Raw genomic sequence first — 16,033 nt, forward strand, 5'->3', positions numbered from 1 at the left:
TATGAGTACCCCCAAGGGGTGCTTTTGATACCCCCGAAAGTACCCCCGATTTTTTGGGATGTCAATGAACCAACTGAGACGTCATGAAACGAAAAACCCGCATTCTCATAGTGAGATATGCGGGTTCTGGGACTTCTTAGACCTACTTGAAACTAATACTTGGCGGAGAGACGGGGATTCGAACCCCGGATAGGCTATGAACCTATACACGCTTTCCAGGCGTGCGACTTCAACCACTCATCCATCTCTCCTGCATCTACAACAGCGCTTCGTGCAATTTGAATTTCACGAAGCCGCGTATTATAGCAACAAATCGGGAAGAAGTAGAGGTTTCTGTCCCATGCCGCCCACTTTGATGGATTTGCCGGCAAAGCTGCCGCTTCATCCTGCAACTTCGCCCAATTTATCAAATCAAGGAATTATTGCGCTTCCTTGAGCTGCTCCAGGATCGCTGGATTTTCCAAAGTAGAAACATCCTGGGTGATTTCCTCCCCTTTCGCCAATACCCGCAGCAAACGCCGCATGATCTTGCCGGAGCGAGTCTTCGGCAGGTTGTCGCCGAAGCGGATTTCCCGTGGCTTGGCGATCGGGCCGATTTCCTTGGCCACCCAGTCGCGCAGTTCCTTGGCGATCTGCTTGGCTTCGTCGCCAGTCGGACGGCTGCGCTTGAGGACGACGAAGGCGCAGATGGCTTCGCCGGTGGTGTCGTCCGGCTTGCCGACGACCGCCGCTTCAGCCACGATCGGATTGGCAACCAGCGCCGATTCGATTTCCATGGTGCCCATGCGATGGCCGGAGACGTTCAGCACGTCGTCGATGCGGCCGGTGATGGTGAAGTAGCCGGTGTCCTTGTTGCGGATGGCGCCGTCGCCGGCGAGATAGAGCTTGCCGCCGAACTCAGGCGGGAAGTAGGCGCTCTTGAAGCGTTCCGGATTGTTCCAGATGGCGCGGATCATCGAAGGCCATGGGCGCTTGACGACCAAGATGCCGCCGATGCCATCCGGCAGTTCGTGCCCGGCTTCGTCGACGATCACGGCCTGGATGCCTGGCAGCGGCAAGGTGCAGGAACCCGGCACCAGCGGCGTCGCGCCCGGCAGCGGCGAGATCATGTGGCCGCCGGTTTCGGTTTGCCAGAAGGTGTCGACGATGGGGCAGCGCTCGCCGCCGATATGCTTGTGGTACCACATCCAGGCTTCCGGATTGATCGGTTCGCCGACCGATCCCAGCAACCGCAGCGACGACAGGTCGTATTGCGATGGATGGATTTTCTGGTCGGCATCGGCGGCCTTGATCAGCGAACGGATCGCGGTCGGCGCGGTGTAGAAAATGGTGGCTTTGTGCCGTTGCACCATGTCCCAGAAACGGCCGGCGTTGGGGAAAGTCGGCACGCCTTCAAAGATGATCTGGGTAGCGCCGACCGCGGTCGGGCCGTAGGCAATATAGGTGTGGCCAGTGATCCAGCCGATGTCGGCGGTGCACCAGTAGACATCGTCGGGCTTGATGTCGAACACCCACTTCATGGTCAGCGCCGCCCACAGCAGGTAGCCGCCGGAGGAGTGCTGCACGCCCTTGGGCGTGCCGGTCGAGCCGGAAGTATACAAGATGAAGAGCGGATGTTCGGCATCGACCCACTCCGGCTCGCAGACGTCAGCCTGCGTTGCGACCAGTTCATGCAGCCAGAGGTCGCGCCCGGCAGTAAAGCTGATGTCGCCGCCGGTGCGCTTGTAGACCACGACGTTCCTGATGGTGTCGCAGCCGCCCAGCGCCAGCGCTTCGTCGACGATGGATTTGAGCGGCAGGCGCTTGCCGCCGCGCGCCTGTTCGTCGGCGGTCAGCACGGCGACTGCGCCGGCGTCGATGATGCGTTCCTGCAGCGACTTGGCGGAGAAGCCGCCGAACACTACCGAGTGAGTGGCGCCGATGCGGGCGCAGGCTTGCATTGCCACCACCCCTTCGACCGACATCGGCATGTAGATGACGACGCGGTCGCCTTTCTTGATGCCCAGCGATTTCAAGCCGTTGGCGAACTGACAGACTTTCTGGTGCAGTTCGCGGTAGGTGACCTTGCTGACATCGCCGCCGTCGGTTTCAAAGATGACGGCGACCTTGTCGGCGTTGCCGTTAGTCAGATGGACATCGAGGCAGTTGTAGGAAACGTTCAGCTTGCCGTCGTCGAACCATTTGTAGAACGGTGCGTTGGATTCATCCAGCACCTTGGTGAATGGCTTGTGCCATTGCAGGTTTTCACGGGCCAGGCGGCCCCAGAAACCCTGTTCATCCTGCTCGGCTTCGGCGACCAGGGCGCGGTAGGCGTCCATGCCGGAAATCGCTGCAGTCTTGGAAAATTCTGCCGGGGCCGGGAAAATGCGGGTTTCCTGGCCAAAGGTTTCGATGTTCGCCATGCTGTCTCCTGCTTTTAGTAATTACCGCTGACAATAAACTTTTACACTTACTCAAGCCTTACGCAGGGTGGGCAGGTTTCTGCCCACCCTGAATCCGCACGCCGAATGAGCGGCGTTCTGCGTGGGCACGATGTGCCCCCCCTACGGCTTACTATAGATTGATGCTAGCGCTACCAGAGCACCACAATCGGATATCATCGCACATTCAGCTTATTCCTACAGCCCATGCATCACACAAAATCCTATGTTTACCTGGCGCTGGCCATGATGCTGGTGGGCGCCAACATCGGTTTCGGCAAGGCCGTCATCGCCGTCGTGCCGGTGCTGGTGTTCGCCCTGCTGCGCTTCGTCATCGCCGTGATCGTGATGGCGCCGCAGTTCTTCAAGGCGGCGCCGCGGCTGGCGCGCCACGAATGGCTGACCTTGTTCGGCCAGGCTTTCTTCGGCACTTTCCTGTTTACTTTGTGCATGCTGTACGGCGTCCAGCACACTACCGCCACCGCTGCCGGCGTGATCACCAGCACCTTGCCGGCGGCGGTAGCGATCCTGTCGCGCCTGATCCTCAAGGAGAGGCTGCAGGCGCGCACGCTGGCTTCGATCCTGCTGGCGATCGCCGGCATCGCCGTGCTCAACCTGAGCAAGGGCGATAGCGGCGACGGCGCCACCACTCCTCTGGTCGGCAACCTGTTCATCATCGCCGCGGTGCTGTGCGAAGCCACCTATGTGGTGCTCTCCAAGCGCCTGACGCAAACCCTGTCGCCGCTGCGGATTACCGCCTACAGCCATCTGTTCGGCCTGCTGCTGATGCTGCCCATCGGCCTGACGGCTGCCCTGTCTTTCGATTTCAGCGTGGTCACGGCCAGCATGTGGCTGCTGATCCTCTGGTATGCGGTGGCGGCCAGCGTGTTCGTGTTCTGGCTGTGGCTGACCGGCACCAAGCATGTGCAAGCCAATGTGGCGGGCATTTTCACCGCCCTGATGCCGCTGGCGGCTGCCTTCATCGGCGTGGTGTTCCTGCATGAGAGCCTGGGCTGGGCGCATTTCGTGGCGCTGGCGCTGGTGCTGACCGGCATTGCGGTGGCCAGCTGGCCGCAGTCCGTGAAAGCGGTGCAAGAAGTGTAAAATAGCGTCGCTTCCGCTGCCGCAGCATTTTTTAGCGTTTTTGCACTGTTTTTGTACCCTTTTTTGTAGCTTATCTCACCGTCGCCACGCCAAACAATACCAATGAGCAACATTCAACCTTCCCCGGCCAAAAAAGCCATAGGCCTCCTGCCGAACCTGATTTTCATGAGCCGCTGGCTGCAGCTGCCGCTGTATCTCGGCCTGATTCTGGCGCAGTGCGTCTATGTGTTCCATTTCTGGGTTGAACTGACCGACCTGATCGGCGCCGTGTTCGGCAATGCGGCTTCGCTGGAACACATCCTGGATGTGGTCACGATCGATGGCGCGGTGCGCCCGACCAAGCTGACCGAAGCCACCATCATGCTGGTGGTGCTGGGACTGATCGACGTTGTGATGATTTCCAACCTGCTGATCATGGTGATCGTCGGCGGCTATGAAACCTTTGTCTCGCGCATGAACCTGGAGAGCCATCCGGACCAGCCGGAGTGGCTGTCGCATGTGAACGCCTCGGTGCTGAAGGTCAAGCTGGCGATGGCGATCATCGGCATTTCCTCTATCCATCTGCTGAAGACCTTCATCAATGCCAACGCCTATGACGTCAAGACGCTGCTGGCGCAGACCGGCATTCACATCACTTTCCTGTTGTCGGCGCTGGCGATCGCCTGGTGCGACCGCATCATGACTGCGACCCAGAACCAGGCCAACGGAGCGCATTAAAGTACATCCGCGTGGGCACAGGCGCCCACCCTACATTGTTTAATTTTTACCGAGAAACGCCATGACCACTCTAGCCACCCTGACCACGATCAAGCAAGAAGACCTCATCGAGTCGGTAGCCGCTGCGCTGCAGTACATCAGCTACTACCATCCCGTGGATTACATCCAGCACCTGGCGCGCGCCTATGAGCAGGAACAGAATCCTGCCGCCAAGGACGCCATCGCGCAGATCCTGACCAACTCGCGCATGTGTGCCGAAGGCAAGCGGCCGATCTGCCAGGACACCGGTATCGTCAACGTCTTCCTGAAGATCGGCATGGACGTGCGCTTCGAAGGCTTCAAGGGTTCCATCACCGATGCGGTCAACGAAGGCGTGCGGCGCGGCTACCTGAACCCGGACAACATGCTGCGCGCCTCGATCGTGGCCGACCCACAGTTTGAACGCAAGAACACCAAGGACAACACCCCGGCCGTGGTGCACATGGAGCTGGTGCCTGGCAATACCGTGGACGTGCAGATCGCAGCCAAGGGCGGCGGTTCGGAAAACAAGACCAAGTTCGTGATGCTGAATCCTTCCGATTCGCTGGTCGACTGGGTCATGAAGACCGTGCCGACCATGGGCGCCGGCTGGTGCCCGCCGGGCATGCTCGGCATCGGCATCGGCGGCACCGCCGAACGGGCGATGCTGATGGCCAAGCAAGTGTTGATGGAAGATATCGACATGTACGACCTGCTCAAGCGCGGCCCGCAAAACAAGACCGAAGAACTGCGCATCGAGCTGTTCCAGAAAGTCAATGCACTGGGCATCGGCGCCCAGGGCCTGGGCGGCCTCACCACCGTGCTCGACGTCAAGATCATGATGCACCCGACCCACGCGGCTTCCAAGCCGGTGGCGATGATCCCGAACTGCGCCGCCACCCGCCACGGCCACTTCGTGCTGGACGGCTCCGGCCCGGCCTACATGGAACCGCCATCGCTGTCGGAATGGCCGGAAGTGCACTGGGTGCCGGACACCGAAAAATCCAAGCGCGTCGACCTCAACACGCTGACGAAGGAAGAAGTGGCGTCGTGGAAGCCAGGCCAGACCCTGCTGTTGAACGGCAAAATGCTGACCGGCCGCGACGCCGCCCACAAACGTATCCAGGAGATGCTGGCCAAGGGCGAGAAGCTGCCGGTCGATTTCACCAACCGCGTCATCTATTACGTCGGCCCGGTCGATCCGGTGCGCGACGAAGTGGTTGGCCCGGCTGGCCCGACCACTGCTACCCGCATGGACAAGTTCACCGACATGATGCTGGAACAGACCGGCCTGATCTCGATGATCGGCAAATCGGAACGCGGCCCGACCGCGATCGAATCGATCAAGAAGCACAAGTCGGCTTACCTGATGGCAGTCGGCGGCGCCGCCTACCTGGTGTCGAAGGCGATCAAGTCGGCCCAGGTGCTGGGCTTTGCCGACCTCGGCATGGAAGCGATTTACGAGTTCGACGTCAAGGACATGCCGGTGACGGTGGCGGTCGATTCCAACGGCATCTCGGTGCACAACACCGGACCGAAGGAATGGCAGGAAAAGATTGCGCACGCAGCGCTCTCGAAAATCCCCGTGACCACCATCTGAACAGTCAACTCCATGACCGCAAGCAGTAACACCATGCCGATGGCGCCCAGCGCGCCCATCGGCATTTTCGATTCCGGCATCGGCGGCTTGTCGGTGCTGCGCCACATCCACCACAACCTGCCGCACGAAGACCTCTTGTATTTCGCCGATTCCGCCTACGCACCCTATGGCGACAGATCGGAAGCAGCGATTTCGGCGCGCACCCTGGCGGTGACGGAATTCCTGCTGCAGAGCGGCGCCAAAGCGCTGGTGGTAGCCTGCAATACCGCCACCACCGCCGCCATCAAGGCCGTGCGCGCGGCCTACCCGGCCTTGCCGGTGATCGGCATCGAACCCGGCCTCAAGCCCGCCGCCGCGCAAACCCGCAGCAAGATCGTCGGCGTGCTGGCCACCAAAGCCACCCTGTCCAGCGCCCGCCTGCTGGCGCTGCAGGAACAGATCAGCGCCGCCAGCGGCGTCCGTTTCATCCTGCAACCCTGCGTCGGCCTGGTCGACCAGATCGAAAAAGGCGAACTGCGCTCACCCCAGACCGCCCTGCTGGTGCGGCGCTATGTCGCGCCGCTGCTGGAACAGGGGGCGGATACGCTGGTGCTGGGCTGCACCCACTACCCTTTCATCCGGCCGCTGATCGAAGATGTAGTTCAGGAATTGAGCAATGCCCCGGTAGCCATCATCGACACCGGCGACGCTGTCTGCCGCCAGTTGGCCAGGGTTCTGGGCGAGCATGGCTTGCTTCGTACGCAGGCGCACACAGGCAGCGTGGCTGCTTTTGCCACCGGCAGCGTGTCGATGCTCAAAACCACCTTCGCCAGCCTGCTGCAGCTGCAACCGCCGGTGTCGCAAGTGGCGACGATCACCTTGCCGGAAGGAATATCGTAATTCTGCATTATTTGATTTGCCAGGCGGCAGGTTAGTTTGTATAATAGCCAGCTGTCTTGGTGCTGAACAAGCATTGAGATGTTGCAGAAGTAATGCAATGGTGGCTGTAGCTCAGTTGGTAGAGTCCAGGATTGTGATTCCTGTTGTCGCGGGTTCGAGTCCCGTCAGCCACCCCAACTAATTCAAGGCTCTTGCCGATAGCAGCTGCTAACTTTTGGAAGATGGAATTCCATATTTTGGAAGATGAAATTAAAGCTACCCCGTGTGGGTGGCTTTTTTATTTACCCCCCCATTAAAAGTCGGCGCAGTAGCGCCAATAGCCGGCCTATTAACACAATGGTTTGCGCTATTTTTGTGAACTCCGTCTTTGTGCAGGATTTGGCGTCAGCTGCCCCAGTGTTCAATGCGGAGGGGAGCAGCGCCAAGTGTGCGCTCCCTATTTCAGACAGTTAAAGTATATCATCGGGATGGGTCATACATTTTATGGCATAATTCAACGCCTCCTCAGTTGGATTTTCATGATATCGACTCATGCAAAAGTGTTGCAACATCTGCGCCTCATGGCTTCTCTTGCTTTCGGCCAATCCTTCTGGCGTCCCAGCACGCGCCCATGCGTCTGTTGCTACCGTAGAGCGAGGACCCGAATCTTGATTTGATACACCACAACCATAAGCCGCATTTCTACCGTCGTTGCATCCGTAGCCCGTTACTTCTCCCTCACCGTTTGTCCTTATGGTATAGGCCCCGGCCGGCACAGTAGAGAGCGCCGTTAGGGTTGTCAGGCTGATGCTAACAAGTAGCTTTTTTGTGTCGATCTGGAACATGTTACTTCCCTTTTAAAGTAGGTCGCTTTATCAGCACCATTATTTGACGGGGTTATCATGCTCGGTCGAGGTCGTTTACCTCGACAGAGCATCACTAAGGCAACTGGGTTCTTACCGCATCCAGGTTATGCCCACTATTCTCCGCCGCACCCACCCCGTATTGTCCGTTCTCCGATATGGCACTCAGTGCGCTCGCCACCCCGCCACCTTCAAAGCCGATGGGAACCGTACCGTTCGCGAATGTCCACATTGCAGCTTCCACTGTCTCATTAGCATCATCACTATTGACCACGGCCGTATCATTGTCTGCAAAACCAGCGACACCGGCACGGGTACCGCCCAATAAATCCGGTATCGTCTTCACAACCCCAGTCACAGGATCCCAGTACCCTGAATCGCTTTGCCCAGTAGAGGTCTGATAACTAAAAATGACATGTCCACGGTTATTGATGAACTGAGCGGCATTGATTGGATTGCCTACCAGCGTTAGCATTGTCGGTGCGCTGGTGATAGTAGACCAGAATGCCGTGGCCGGCTTATCCGGTGCCAACGTATGACAGGTACCGACTGCTTGCAAGCTGTTATTGATACCAGCGACCGTACAGTAACTATAACTTTGTGGCAGCGGCAGCGGCCTCGCCTCATAACCGAGAGGTGTATATTGTGCAATCTTCGCAATGTTGGTGCCTTTCGCGTTGGGGCAGTTTAGCGCTACGCTGGGCTCCCCATTGACCAAGGTGTTATTGACATCGGTCGCTCCGCAATTATCACCCGGCGACGATACTGCGATGGCGCTACTACTGCCAGCTGGCCAGAGCACTGCCGTCGCCGTCCCGGTGGGGCTAACACTCTCCCCGATCACCGCACCAAGTTGATCAAATCCAGTTGCGCCCGTACTGACATCTTCACCCAAGCCAAGCAATCCTGGAAGCGGATTTAGTAAGGTAGGTGGGTTGGTCGGCGCATTCGCGTTCCAGGTCACTGCAAACACGTTATCATTCGCATCGGCACACCTGCCCACAATCACGCCGCTGTTGGTGATACCGCCAGCACCACATGTTTGACCGGTGGCTATTGCGGGCAATGTCGTTTCCGCTCCTAATGTAGCTGAAACGTAGGCGACAGCGGCGCCAGTGCCGTTACCCGGATTGCAGCTACCGGTCACGACACCCGTATTGTTGACTCCACTGGCACCACATTGCGCACCTGCGGCGTGCCCTTCGCTGGTCAGCGTCGCCGCATGGGCTGTTGAAACGCCGAGACAAAAGCTGGACGATGCAGCCAGGCACAGCACATACAAACATTTTTTCCCCATAGCTATCATGTTCGAGCTCCTTTGGTTGATTCATCAAAAATGGTTAAAAACACATGGGCAGATCCATGTGTGCTGAGCGCTGGCAAAGTGTTCTGTGGCCCTCCACCGCGTTGAAGCGGCAGGTCGACACGCAGCGACCACATCCCACCTACGGCGCGTTAATGCAGAACCACAGAGAGAACCCAGGGTCTTCAGTCTAGACAAGCAATGCCATATAACAATCTGTTAAAAGTGATAGCTTGATATTTGAGAAAATAGCGACATGGCAATGAACCTCGCACGCCAATCCATCACCTCCACACTCGACATGCAGGGGGAAGACGGCCTCCGTATCCGGCGATCCTGATGGCCAAGATTCTGGTGCCGCAACAGTTTTACAAGCTAGCCGACGACGCGCCTGAGTATCAACTGCTCGACCACCGCGGCTTTCTGCAATTCCTCGGGTTCATCAAGAACAGTCCGATTCCCGATGCAAAGACGATCTGGCTATTCCGGGATCGCCGGGCGCAGGCGGGTTTGGGTAGTCGGCATGCTGGTGCGCTGTATGAAATCGTACGCACCACGTTCACCTTGAACCTCAAAGCCGCGAGTTACAACCTGCAACGACTTGTATTTTTGAAAGAACGAGGTCTCCCGGCGTTCCAACTAGAAAACCGAGGACCAAAACTCGACCTTCAGTCGGAACGATCGGGCTGATAGAGAGTGCTAGAATGAATGTTCCGGCATCGAGAAACCAAAAGAAATCCAAATTCGTCGAACTACGTTGCGCCGCCTCATCGCGTCAAAAACGAGTTATTCGAGGTAGTCGCAAGATAGCCAAAAATAATTTATTGCTTCGTTGTCATTCTATTTATCTGCTCAGCCACCCCATCATATCGAGCATTGCAAGCATTCAGTTCGATGACGTAACGATCGGCTCGGGAAGCTTCCCCTGCAAGAAATCGTCCATCCTCTTTAGAAAGTTCGGCTCCGCTAGCACCCGCGCATTGGCCAATCGTTCCGGTACCTGCGGCACCGGCGTCTGCACGACGCGCAAGCCGCTGCTGCAGCCCTGCAACAGTAATGGCATGAGCACGATTGATAATCGCAATTTCCTTTTCTTTTGCACGTTTGGCCTCTTTATCATTGGAGAGAATCTTTTGTTCTGCTGAATCGGCGCGGTCATTTGCATCCTTCAGTACTTGCTGTGCTTCGTTATCCAAGGCGGCCGTAACACGATGCTCGTCATATTTACCGGCAAAGAATGTAGCGATAGCGATGAATATAACGACCAGCCAAAGACGCGGATCTAGGACGCTGATCACAGCCACCTCCGCATGATCTCGGCCACATTCCCATTGGCCCGATATACAAACAAGAACAGGGCCGCAGCTATGCCAGCCTGGCTGAAGGTAATGCCCGCGTGCCCAAATGCGAACAATATCTCCAGCGCCCGCGTCCCCGAAAAAACAATCAGCATCCAGGCAAACAGCGACACGCTGAGCTTGTAATTGGCCAATCCACGTCGATAGGCCAACAAGCGTAAGCATGTCGCCGCGTAGCTCAATAGGGCAATCAAGGTCATGAACTGATTATCCATTGCGATCCCCTCCTTTGAGCCATGTCGGCAGTTGTATCATTTTAATTAACGCCAGCCCCCGCATTACAAGTGCGATTGCCGCCGCTGCCGCAATAAATGCGGCCACGCCGCTTTGTTGGAGCGGTGTCATTGCCAGGAGCTCGGGTGCAGTCAGATAGCCGGCAATGATTGAAATGCACATGTAAGCAAAGCGTTCAACGGGTGATAGATTTTTACTACTGATGGCAATTAATGCGCCGCCGGCAAATGCGCCGATCAACGCATTTCCGTCTATCCCAAGCAAAGTAGAAAGACTGCCCATCGCCACGGTAGTAGCCACAACAGCAGAAGTATTTGGCTCGGCCATATTCAACCTTTCAAAGTTATTTGGCTGCGCCGTCAATGATCTTGATTGATACTTTTTCTTTCCGAGTAATAGCGCCTTGGATTTTCTCAAAAAGAGAATTAAACGCAGCGCGGCTTTCAAGCACCGCTTCCTTGCCTAGCACACGGCCAGGCAAGATGCAGCCCTCAGTATCAGCAGCCGTGTTACCCGGATGAATCCGAATCCCTTCGTAATTCGGTACGTTCAACAACAATGGCAGCGGACGTTTAAATCGCGCTGACATCGTTATCGCCACGTCGTAAGTGCCAGCGGCAATTGCTGTTTCTCCCTTTATTTTTACAGGCCTCACGACATCCTCAAGCGTGAAACACTCGAATACGCCATCAATTGATAAGCGCCCTGTCGTACAAGATGACGCCGACTTGTTGCGCTGTAATACGATTTGCATTTTGCTCTTCCAGTAAATTCATCAATGAATGGTCGAAGCAAATGCATACAGGCGGCAGGCACCTATCTACTGATGGCCTTGCCTAATCCTCCTATTGCTTTAATTACCCCGTCAAGGCGGCCAACCAAAGCAAGCTGCACCTTTTGCTCCAACTCCCGATTTTTTACCCAACTCTCAAATGCTTTCGATTCGAGAAAATCGCGCGCATCGGAAATGCACATGCGCATCGCGTCTGGGTAAGATGTACTGGAATATAAGCTCAGGCTAACCGCCATATTTCGCAGGTTTTCCACCAACTCTCTTCGCGAACTCGCTAACGCAGGCTGAAACTGGAAATCGGGCCGGAGGCAAAGATTCAGCCTCCGACCCCTCATGCGGTAATGCAATAAAACCCTCTTCGCTCTCTTCAATCGAAAAGAAATGCGTCAGCAATTTATTGCCGCGATGTCGCATGGCGAGCAGCCCTAAAAATTCCGACTCAGGATAGGCGCTGATAATCTGCATTCTGCCTTTCAGCCATTCCAGATAATTCAAGGAATCCCGATCAGGATCCGGCGCTTGCTCGCCGATGCGCAATAGCTGTGCCGCCATGCCACCAATCATCCAGTGCAGTTGCCGGGACGGGCAGTCACACCCGATGGGGCAAACAAGGTGCTTGGCAGACCCTGGATCATCGCCGCCATTTTCTTCGACACGTACAGATGGGTGATGCCGTGATCCATGGTGTCTTCGGCCATCTGTTGGCTGGCCGCACCGAGGATGCAGGAACCGTCCTGCCAGATCTGCGCGCGGGTCTTTTCCAGACCTTGGGTATCCCACTTGAAATCCCACACCATGGCGTTGTTGGCGCCAATGCGGGCAGCCTTCTCCAGCACCTGGTAATGGCGTTCATTGGCAAACTGGTTACGAATGGCCAGCATCGATTCGCCCATGGGATTCAAGCCGATTTCATTGGCCATCTGTGTTTGGCTATCGGTCGAGACAAAGGCGTTGGCTTTCCATGGCGAAGCGCGCAAGATAAAGCGTGTCGCAATGGTATTGACGATCGGGATAATGCCCTTGTTGTTCTCGAAGTCGATGACCGCCTCAGCAATCACCGGGGTGTTCGCCGGCAAGGCTGGCACGGTTGTCACTTTCACGGCACCGGTGTCCGAATTCATCGAACCGGACACGGTAAAGAGTGTGCCGCCCAGACGGACATAGCCGCTAATCGGCGATGCCGACGCCGGCGCATCGGCGCTGGTCTCTTTCGCCACCGGCAAGCCGTTGATGTAGATGATGGTGCGCCCCTTGAGCAATTTGGCCGATGGCGCATCCTGGTCGCAGGTATCCGCCGTCAGTTGAATCGGCGTAACCGTGCCACCGAAGTCATCGCCGGTCCGTTTCAGCAGGTGGGTACGCTGTGCCGAGGTATAGGCACGACCGCTTAGGACGCCATCCATCAGGTCGCCGGCGCCATAGTGGCCGAAGGTGCTACCGGCCTCGTGCGAGACGATCACCAACGGCGCTTCATTCGAGCCAATGTCAGCCGGCAGATAGTTCGCCACGGGAATAGCTTCTGCCAAGGCGGCAGTAATCGAGATGACTGCGCGATTTTGTTGCAAAGATAGGGGGTCGTGCGCCAGATTAGACGCCGAGTCGAGCTTGTACTTGGAGCGAGCGCTTTCCGATGTTGCATAGGCTTGGTGAATAGCCCATTGCAGCACGTCGGCGGTCGGTTCGACGCCGTGTTCTGCCTCGTAGAAGGCCGCCCCGTCCAGAATGGCGCCAGCGATGCCGGCACGCCCATCACCCGACTCATCAAAAGGATCTGCAGATCCTCTGGGACCTCGACACCCGTAATCGATGCGGACAGGCTCTGCGCGTCGGCAATGAATGCGCCTGCGCTGGCAGAATCAAACACGCCGGTGCTGCTGACCGCCGTTTCCTTCAATTTCGTGTAAAACGTACTGACTTTTTCTGTTTTTGCGTTGTTATATTCCGCATGTTGCTTTGGCATAGATCACCCTTGTCGTAATTTAGATTTGCCCCAATGTCGGCGCAGGTGAAGTACCCACGCGGTATGTGCAATTCCATTATTACGCGGTGACGTGATGCTACTTTTGACGGTTTTCCATCTTCGCGGGATTTAGGCCAATGCCGCAATATCCTCCGTGATGGCAGCGATGGCGACATCCAGCGCCGCCGATTTTTCTTGTAACGCAACTTCCATTCTTGGCGCCGCTGTCCGTATGCTGTCCGGTAACTGGATGCGCACCTTCGCCATGGCGGCCTGAAATTTCGAGCGGCCGGCATCCATCATGCCGACCATCTCGCCAATGGCCGCAGCCTGGTCGTCCTGGTTTTTAAGCGGCACGATCTTCCCGTTCAGCTTGACCTGAAATATATCCCCCGATTGTTTAATGGAAAACGTCACCACCTGGCTATCGGTGAACGTCAGCACCATTTCCCGATAGGACACGCCAGATGAGCGCTTAATATTGGGCGATACGTCGCCCTGAACGATGTGGGAGCCCGCACGCGCGAAGTAGCGTACTACTGCACGAGTCGCCGCATCTTTCTTGCCGCCCATATCGTCAAAACTGAAAATGAGATTCTTTGCCATACCGTTCCTTGTCATTGTTGATTAAGCTTTTGCCCGGCCAGTAGGTGGGCCGTCGTGTTCGTCGTGATGGTGCGATTCCACCCCGATGCCGTTGCTAATAATCTCGCCACCGGTATTCTCGATGCCGCCTTGTATCTTGGCCGATGCTCCGCCGCTGCCGCCGGATCCGGCCAAGCCGCCCTGATACGTGAGCAGGCCAACGGACGTAACCATTTCTGAAAACGTCGCTTGCGGCGTTTTGACATCGACTAATTCGCTGGCATTGATCTCATAGCGCGCGCAGTTCACACGGAAGATTCCGTCTGCGGTCAATTCGATATTTGCGTGATGCCAACGTCGCCAGTCAATCGCATTGCCGCTTCGAGGATTGCGAAAACCCGTAATGATCGGATAGCGCGGATCGCCACCCTCGAATGCCAGCCAGACCAGATCGCCGGGCACTATCTCGATCTCGGTAGCGTGGCTGGCAGCCTTGCTCTTGTCGCCAATCGGATACTCAATTCCCGCCAACGGCAGCACATCGGCCCCATCTGTCAAACCAGGGATTTCGACACGGCACTCACGCGAGGCCGCCAGGTAAGATCGGACGATGCCGGGAATACGCGCAGGCAGCATAATTTATTCTTCCATGGCGCCAAGCCAGAACTTCGTATACATCCGGCTGTCGCCTCCGTCGGAGCCGCCCTCAAAGGCATGGGCGGCGGTAATGATGGCGTATTTGACGCGCTCTATTTCGATGGCCCTGCCGGCGTTCGCCGCTGGCAAATAGTCGGTCGTCATGATTTTTTTCTGCACCAGCGTGCGCGTCATGTTCCATAGCACGCGCACATCGGTTCTCGGCTGATACCCAATCACCCGGACTTTGGAACTGTTGCCATACACGAACGCGCCGGCCGCATCGATCGAAAAGAAGGACGGCACTTCATGTCGCTCCATAAATCCACTCTCGATATTCTCCGTGGTGTCATATTCCAGACTCAGAATCGGTTCTTGCTTAAAAATATCCTGCAGCCGCGTGAATGTAACTTCGCGGCCATCCGTATAAATGGCTCCACCCTCTTCCTGTAGCACCTTGGCTATTTCATAGCTGGGGACGCCGCCGGCCAGACAGGCAAAGCGCGCGATGGAATAATCGGCATTGATTTTTACGCGCGCGCCACAAGCGCCGTAGATGCTGCCCAGCGTAGCGCCTTCCTTGATCACTGCTGTTTTACGGCGAAAAGCGATCTGATGGCAGGGCTCGAACAAGGCCACGATATGTAGAACAGCTACCATATCGTCACCCTGCACATTCGGAGACGCCTTGTTGCGTTTGACTTGGACGATGCGAAATTCATAGCCCTCGCTGGCCAGGCTGATTTTCTCACCCTGCTTGAGAGCAGCAATCGTTTCATCGCTGGCTCTGACGATGGCTTCCAGCGTCATCGGCACCGGTGCCAAATCAGAATGCAAGCAAGCGCTCAGCAGCAAGTCGCCATGCAAAGCCACGCCGGATGAAAGAATAATCTGCATGCCCTATACCGTAATGACGGGCATGCAAAACATCAGCCGCTGTACGTCCAGCTCCTTTTGCGTGATGTCCTGGGCGATCTCGGACGCCGAACGACCATAGACATCCACACCCAGCGAGCGCGACGCCTCCAGATAGATGGCGTTTTCACGTTCCACGTAGAGGACAAACAGCGGGCGCACAATCGCCCACTCGCTCTGAGTCAGCAGTGTTTCATTCTCGACAAAGCCGCCAACTGGATACGGATCGCCCGGAACCGGAAAGCGCGGAAAGGAAGTCGTGAAACTCCACGGATCGCGCTCCCTGACTGGTAGCACGGCATCAATGGGCTCTGCCGGCAGTAAGCTCTCAAACGTGCCGTATCCGCTGCAAAAGCGCGCGGCGGCCAGCGCCTGGGCAAGCGCGCTCTCTTCATCCAGAACGATGCCAACCGGGCGCTCCTTTTCAGCAAAACGCGTTGCCAGCGCTTTAAGCGTTATAGAGAAGTCCACCATGACAATTAAATGTTGCCAGGGATTTCTTCGTTAAAGTAATGGAAAAACAGCGTGCCTGAGATATTGAGCACCTGGGAACGATTTTCCCAATCCCGATCCGGGTTGTCCAGCTGGATGAAGCAGTCGTAGATCGGCTTGGCGACCGAGAACTGCGATGGCGTTCCCTCGTACACCTTGGCATTGAACTTGCCGCCG

19 protein-coding genes, 2 tRNA genes and 1 pseudogene are annotated in these 16,033 nt (G+C 56.6%); 7 read left to right on the top strand and 15 right to left on the bottom strand.

Going from position 1 to position 16,033, the window contains the following annotated elements; all coding sequences use genetic code 11:
* Positions 1–160 precede the first annotated feature (160 nt).
* A tRNA-Ser gene (locus VNZ65_RS11965) sits at positions 161–251 on the bottom strand.
* 168 nt (positions 252–419) lie between these two features.
* A complete protein-coding gene (gene acs / locus VNZ65_RS11970) occupies positions 420–2,402 on the bottom strand; it encodes an acetate--CoA ligase (protein ID WP_325669231.1) in 1,983 nt (660 codons plus the stop codon).
* 225 nt (positions 2,403–2,627) lie between these two features.
* On the opposite strand from acs, the gene VNZ65_RS11975 reads away from it, so the two are divergent.
* From VNZ65_RS11975 to VNZ65_RS11995, 5 genes are all read left to right on the top strand, one after another.
* A complete protein-coding gene (locus VNZ65_RS11975) occupies positions 2,628–3,524 on the top strand; it encodes a DMT family transporter (RefSeq protein ID WP_325669233.1) in 897 nt (298 codons plus the stop codon).
* Between the two features lie 102 nt (positions 3,525–3,626).
* Positions 3,627–4,241, top strand: a complete 615-nt coding sequence (locus VNZ65_RS11980) for a TIGR00645 family protein (protein ID WP_325669235.1) — start codon at positions 3,627–3,629, stop codon at positions 4,239–4,241.
* Positions 4,242–4,320: 79 nt separating this feature from the next.
* Positions 4,321–5,859, top strand: coding sequence for a fumarate hydratase (locus tag VNZ65_RS11985; protein WP_061946414.1), 1,539 nt, complete (start codon positions 4,321–4,323; stop codon positions 5,857–5,859).
* A 12-nt stretch (positions 5,860–5,871) separates the two neighbouring features.
* Positions 5,872–6,738 carry a glutamate racemase gene (murI, locus tag VNZ65_RS11990; protein WP_325669237.1) on the top strand — a complete coding sequence of 289 codons (867 nt, stop codon included), beginning with the start codon at positions 5,872–5,874 and terminating at the stop codon, positions 6,736–6,738.
* 100 nt (positions 6,739–6,838) lie between these two features.
* Positions 6,839–6,914, top strand: a tRNA-His gene (locus VNZ65_RS11995).
* 273 nt (positions 6,915–7,187) lie between these two features.
* Here the strand turns inward: VNZ65_RS11995 and VNZ65_RS12000 are convergent.
* Both VNZ65_RS12000 and VNZ65_RS12005 read right to left on the bottom strand, forming a co-directional pair.
* Positions 7,188–7,562 carry a hypothetical protein gene (locus VNZ65_RS12000; protein WP_325669239.1) on the bottom strand — a complete coding sequence of 125 codons (375 nt, stop codon included), beginning with the start codon at positions 7,560–7,562 and terminating at the stop codon, positions 7,188–7,190.
* 94 nt (positions 7,563–7,656) lie between these two features.
* Positions 7,657–8,886, bottom strand: a complete 1,230-nt coding sequence (locus VNZ65_RS12005) for a hypothetical protein (protein WP_325669241.1) — start codon at positions 8,884–8,886, stop codon at positions 7,657–7,659.
* A gap of 276 nt (positions 8,887–9,162) precedes the next feature.
* On the opposite strand from VNZ65_RS12005, the gene VNZ65_RS12010 reads away from it, so the two are divergent.
* Positions 9,163–9,573 carry a transposase gene (locus VNZ65_RS12010; RefSeq protein WP_325669264.1) on the top strand — a complete coding sequence of 137 codons (411 nt, stop codon included), beginning with the start codon at positions 9,163–9,165 and terminating at the stop codon, positions 9,571–9,573.
* Positions 9,574–9,704: 131 nt separating this feature from the next.
* Here VNZ65_RS12010 and VNZ65_RS12015 read toward each other — a convergent pair whose 3' ends face one another.
* The 6 genes from VNZ65_RS12015 to VNZ65_RS12040 all read right to left on the bottom strand — a co-directional run bounded on the left by VNZ65_RS12015 (position 9,705) and on the right by VNZ65_RS12040 (position 12,776).
* Entirely contained in the window at positions 9,705–10,181 is a 477-nt protein-coding gene (locus VNZ65_RS12015; protein ID WP_325669243.1) for a hypothetical protein, read from the bottom strand.
* Positions 10,178–10,456 carry a phage holin family protein gene (locus VNZ65_RS12020; RefSeq protein ID WP_325669245.1) on the bottom strand — a complete coding sequence of 93 codons (279 nt, stop codon included), beginning with the start codon at positions 10,454–10,456 and terminating at the stop codon, positions 10,178–10,180. The genes VNZ65_RS12015 and VNZ65_RS12020 overlap by 4 nt, the downstream gene beginning before the upstream one ends.
* Positions 10,449–10,922, bottom strand: coding sequence for a putative holin (locus VNZ65_RS12025; RefSeq protein ID WP_325669247.1), 474 nt, complete (start codon positions 10,920–10,922; stop codon positions 10,449–10,451). Before VNZ65_RS12025 ends, VNZ65_RS12020 begins: the two co-directional genes overlap by 8 nt.
* Positions 10,819–11,229: a DUF5675 family protein gene (locus VNZ65_RS12030; RefSeq protein ID WP_325669249.1), complete on the bottom strand. Its 411-nt coding sequence runs from the start codon at positions 11,227–11,229 to the stop codon at positions 10,819–10,821. Before VNZ65_RS12030 ends, VNZ65_RS12025 begins: the two co-directional genes overlap by 104 nt.
* Before the next feature lie 264 nt (positions 11,230–11,493).
* Positions 11,494–11,820 (bottom strand): hypothetical protein, encoded by a 327-nt coding sequence (locus VNZ65_RS12035; protein WP_325669251.1) that lies wholly within the window; start codon positions 11,818–11,820, stop codon positions 11,494–11,496.
* Between the two features lie 8 nt (positions 11,821–11,828).
* Positions 11,829–12,776, bottom strand: a complete 948-nt coding sequence (locus VNZ65_RS12040) for a hypothetical protein (protein ID WP_325669253.1) — start codon at positions 12,774–12,776, stop codon at positions 11,829–11,831.
* 138 nt (positions 12,777–12,914) lie between these two features.
* Here VNZ65_RS12040 and VNZ65_RS12045 point away from each other — a divergent pair, with 138 nt between their 5' ends.
* Positions 12,915–13,172, top strand: coding sequence for a hypothetical protein (locus VNZ65_RS12045; protein WP_325669254.1), 258 nt, complete (start codon positions 12,915–12,917; stop codon positions 13,170–13,172).
* A 185-nt stretch (positions 13,173–13,357) separates the two neighbouring features.
* On the opposite strand, the gene VNZ65_RS12050 is transcribed toward VNZ65_RS12045, so the two are convergent.
* The 5 genes and pseudogenes from VNZ65_RS12050 to VNZ65_RS12070 all read right to left on the bottom strand — a co-directional run.
* A complete protein-coding gene (locus VNZ65_RS12050) occupies positions 13,358–13,834 on the bottom strand; it encodes a hypothetical protein (RefSeq protein ID WP_325669256.1) in 477 nt (158 codons plus the stop codon).
* A 21-nt stretch (positions 13,835–13,855) separates the two neighbouring features.
* Entirely contained in the window at positions 13,856–14,449 is a 594-nt protein-coding gene (locus VNZ65_RS12055; RefSeq protein WP_325669258.1) for a hypothetical protein, read from the bottom strand.
* A gap of 3 nt (positions 14,450–14,452) precedes the next feature.
* The gene (locus VNZ65_RS12060; RefSeq protein WP_325669260.1) at positions 14,453–15,346 is read right to left on the bottom strand and encodes a hypothetical protein; all 894 of its coding nucleotides are present in this window, start codon (positions 15,344–15,346) and stop codon (positions 14,453–14,455) included.
* Between the two features lie 3 nt (positions 15,347–15,349).
* Positions 15,350–15,838, bottom strand: a complete 489-nt coding sequence (locus VNZ65_RS12065) for a hypothetical protein (protein WP_325669262.1) — start codon at positions 15,836–15,838, stop codon at positions 15,350–15,352.
* 5 nt (positions 15,839–15,843) lie between these two features.
* Positions 15,844–16,033, bottom strand: a pseudogene (locus VNZ65_RS12070) (hypothetical protein); the annotation flags it as partial.

Source organism: Collimonas sp. (assembly GCF_035566555.1).
GTDB lineage: Bacteria > Pseudomonadota > Gammaproteobacteria > Burkholderiales > Burkholderiaceae_D > Collimonas.

What these genes read in the sequence shown, in the direction of transcription:
- acs (WP_325669231.1), bottom strand. Translation starts at nt 2,402, where the DNA reads ATGGCGAACATCGAAACCTTTGGCCAGGAAACCCGCATTTTCCCGGCC.
- murI (WP_325669237.1), top strand. Translation starts at nt 5,872, where the DNA reads ATGACCGCAAGCAGTAACACCATGCCGATGGCGCCCAGCGCGCCCATC.
- VNZ65_RS12050 (WP_325669256.1), bottom strand. Translation starts at nt 13,834, where the DNA reads ATGGCAAAGAATCTCATTTTCAGTTTTGACGATATGGGCGGCAAGAAA.
- VNZ65_RS12055 (WP_325669258.1), bottom strand. Translation starts at nt 14,449, where the DNA reads ATGCTGCCTGCGCGTATTCCCGGCATCGTCCGATCTTACCTGGCGGCC.
- VNZ65_RS12005 (WP_325669241.1), bottom strand. Translation starts at nt 8,886, where the DNA reads ATGATAGCTATGGGGAAAAAATGTTTGTATGTGCTGTGCCTGGCTGCA.
- VNZ65_RS12065 (WP_325669262.1), bottom strand. Translation starts at nt 15,838, where the DNA reads ATGGTGGACTTCTCTATAACGCTTAAAGCGCTGGCAACGCGTTTTGCT.
- VNZ65_RS12035 (WP_325669251.1), bottom strand. Translation starts at nt 11,820, where the DNA reads ATGGCGGCACAGCTATTGCGCATCGGCGAGCAAGCGCCGGATCCTGAT.
- VNZ65_RS12030 (WP_325669249.1), bottom strand. Translation starts at nt 11,229, where the DNA reads ATGCAAATCGTATTACAGCGCAACAAGTCGGCGTCATCTTGTACGACA.
- VNZ65_RS12020 (WP_325669245.1), bottom strand. Translation starts at nt 10,456, where the DNA reads ATGGATAATCAGTTCATGACCTTGATTGCCCTATTGAGCTACGCGGCG.
- VNZ65_RS11980 (WP_325669235.1), top strand. Translation starts at nt 3,627, where the DNA reads ATGAGCAACATTCAACCTTCCCCGGCCAAAAAAGCCATAGGCCTCCTG.
- VNZ65_RS12000 (WP_325669239.1), bottom strand. Translation starts at nt 7,562, where the DNA reads ATGTTCCAGATCGACACAAAAAAGCTACTTGTTAGCATCAGCCTGACA.
- VNZ65_RS11975 (WP_325669233.1), top strand. Translation starts at nt 2,628, where the DNA reads ATGCATCACACAAAATCCTATGTTTACCTGGCGCTGGCCATGATGCTG.
- VNZ65_RS12060 (WP_325669260.1), bottom strand. Translation starts at nt 15,346, where the DNA reads ATGCAGATTATTCTTTCATCCGGCGTGGCTTTGCATGGCGACTTGCTG.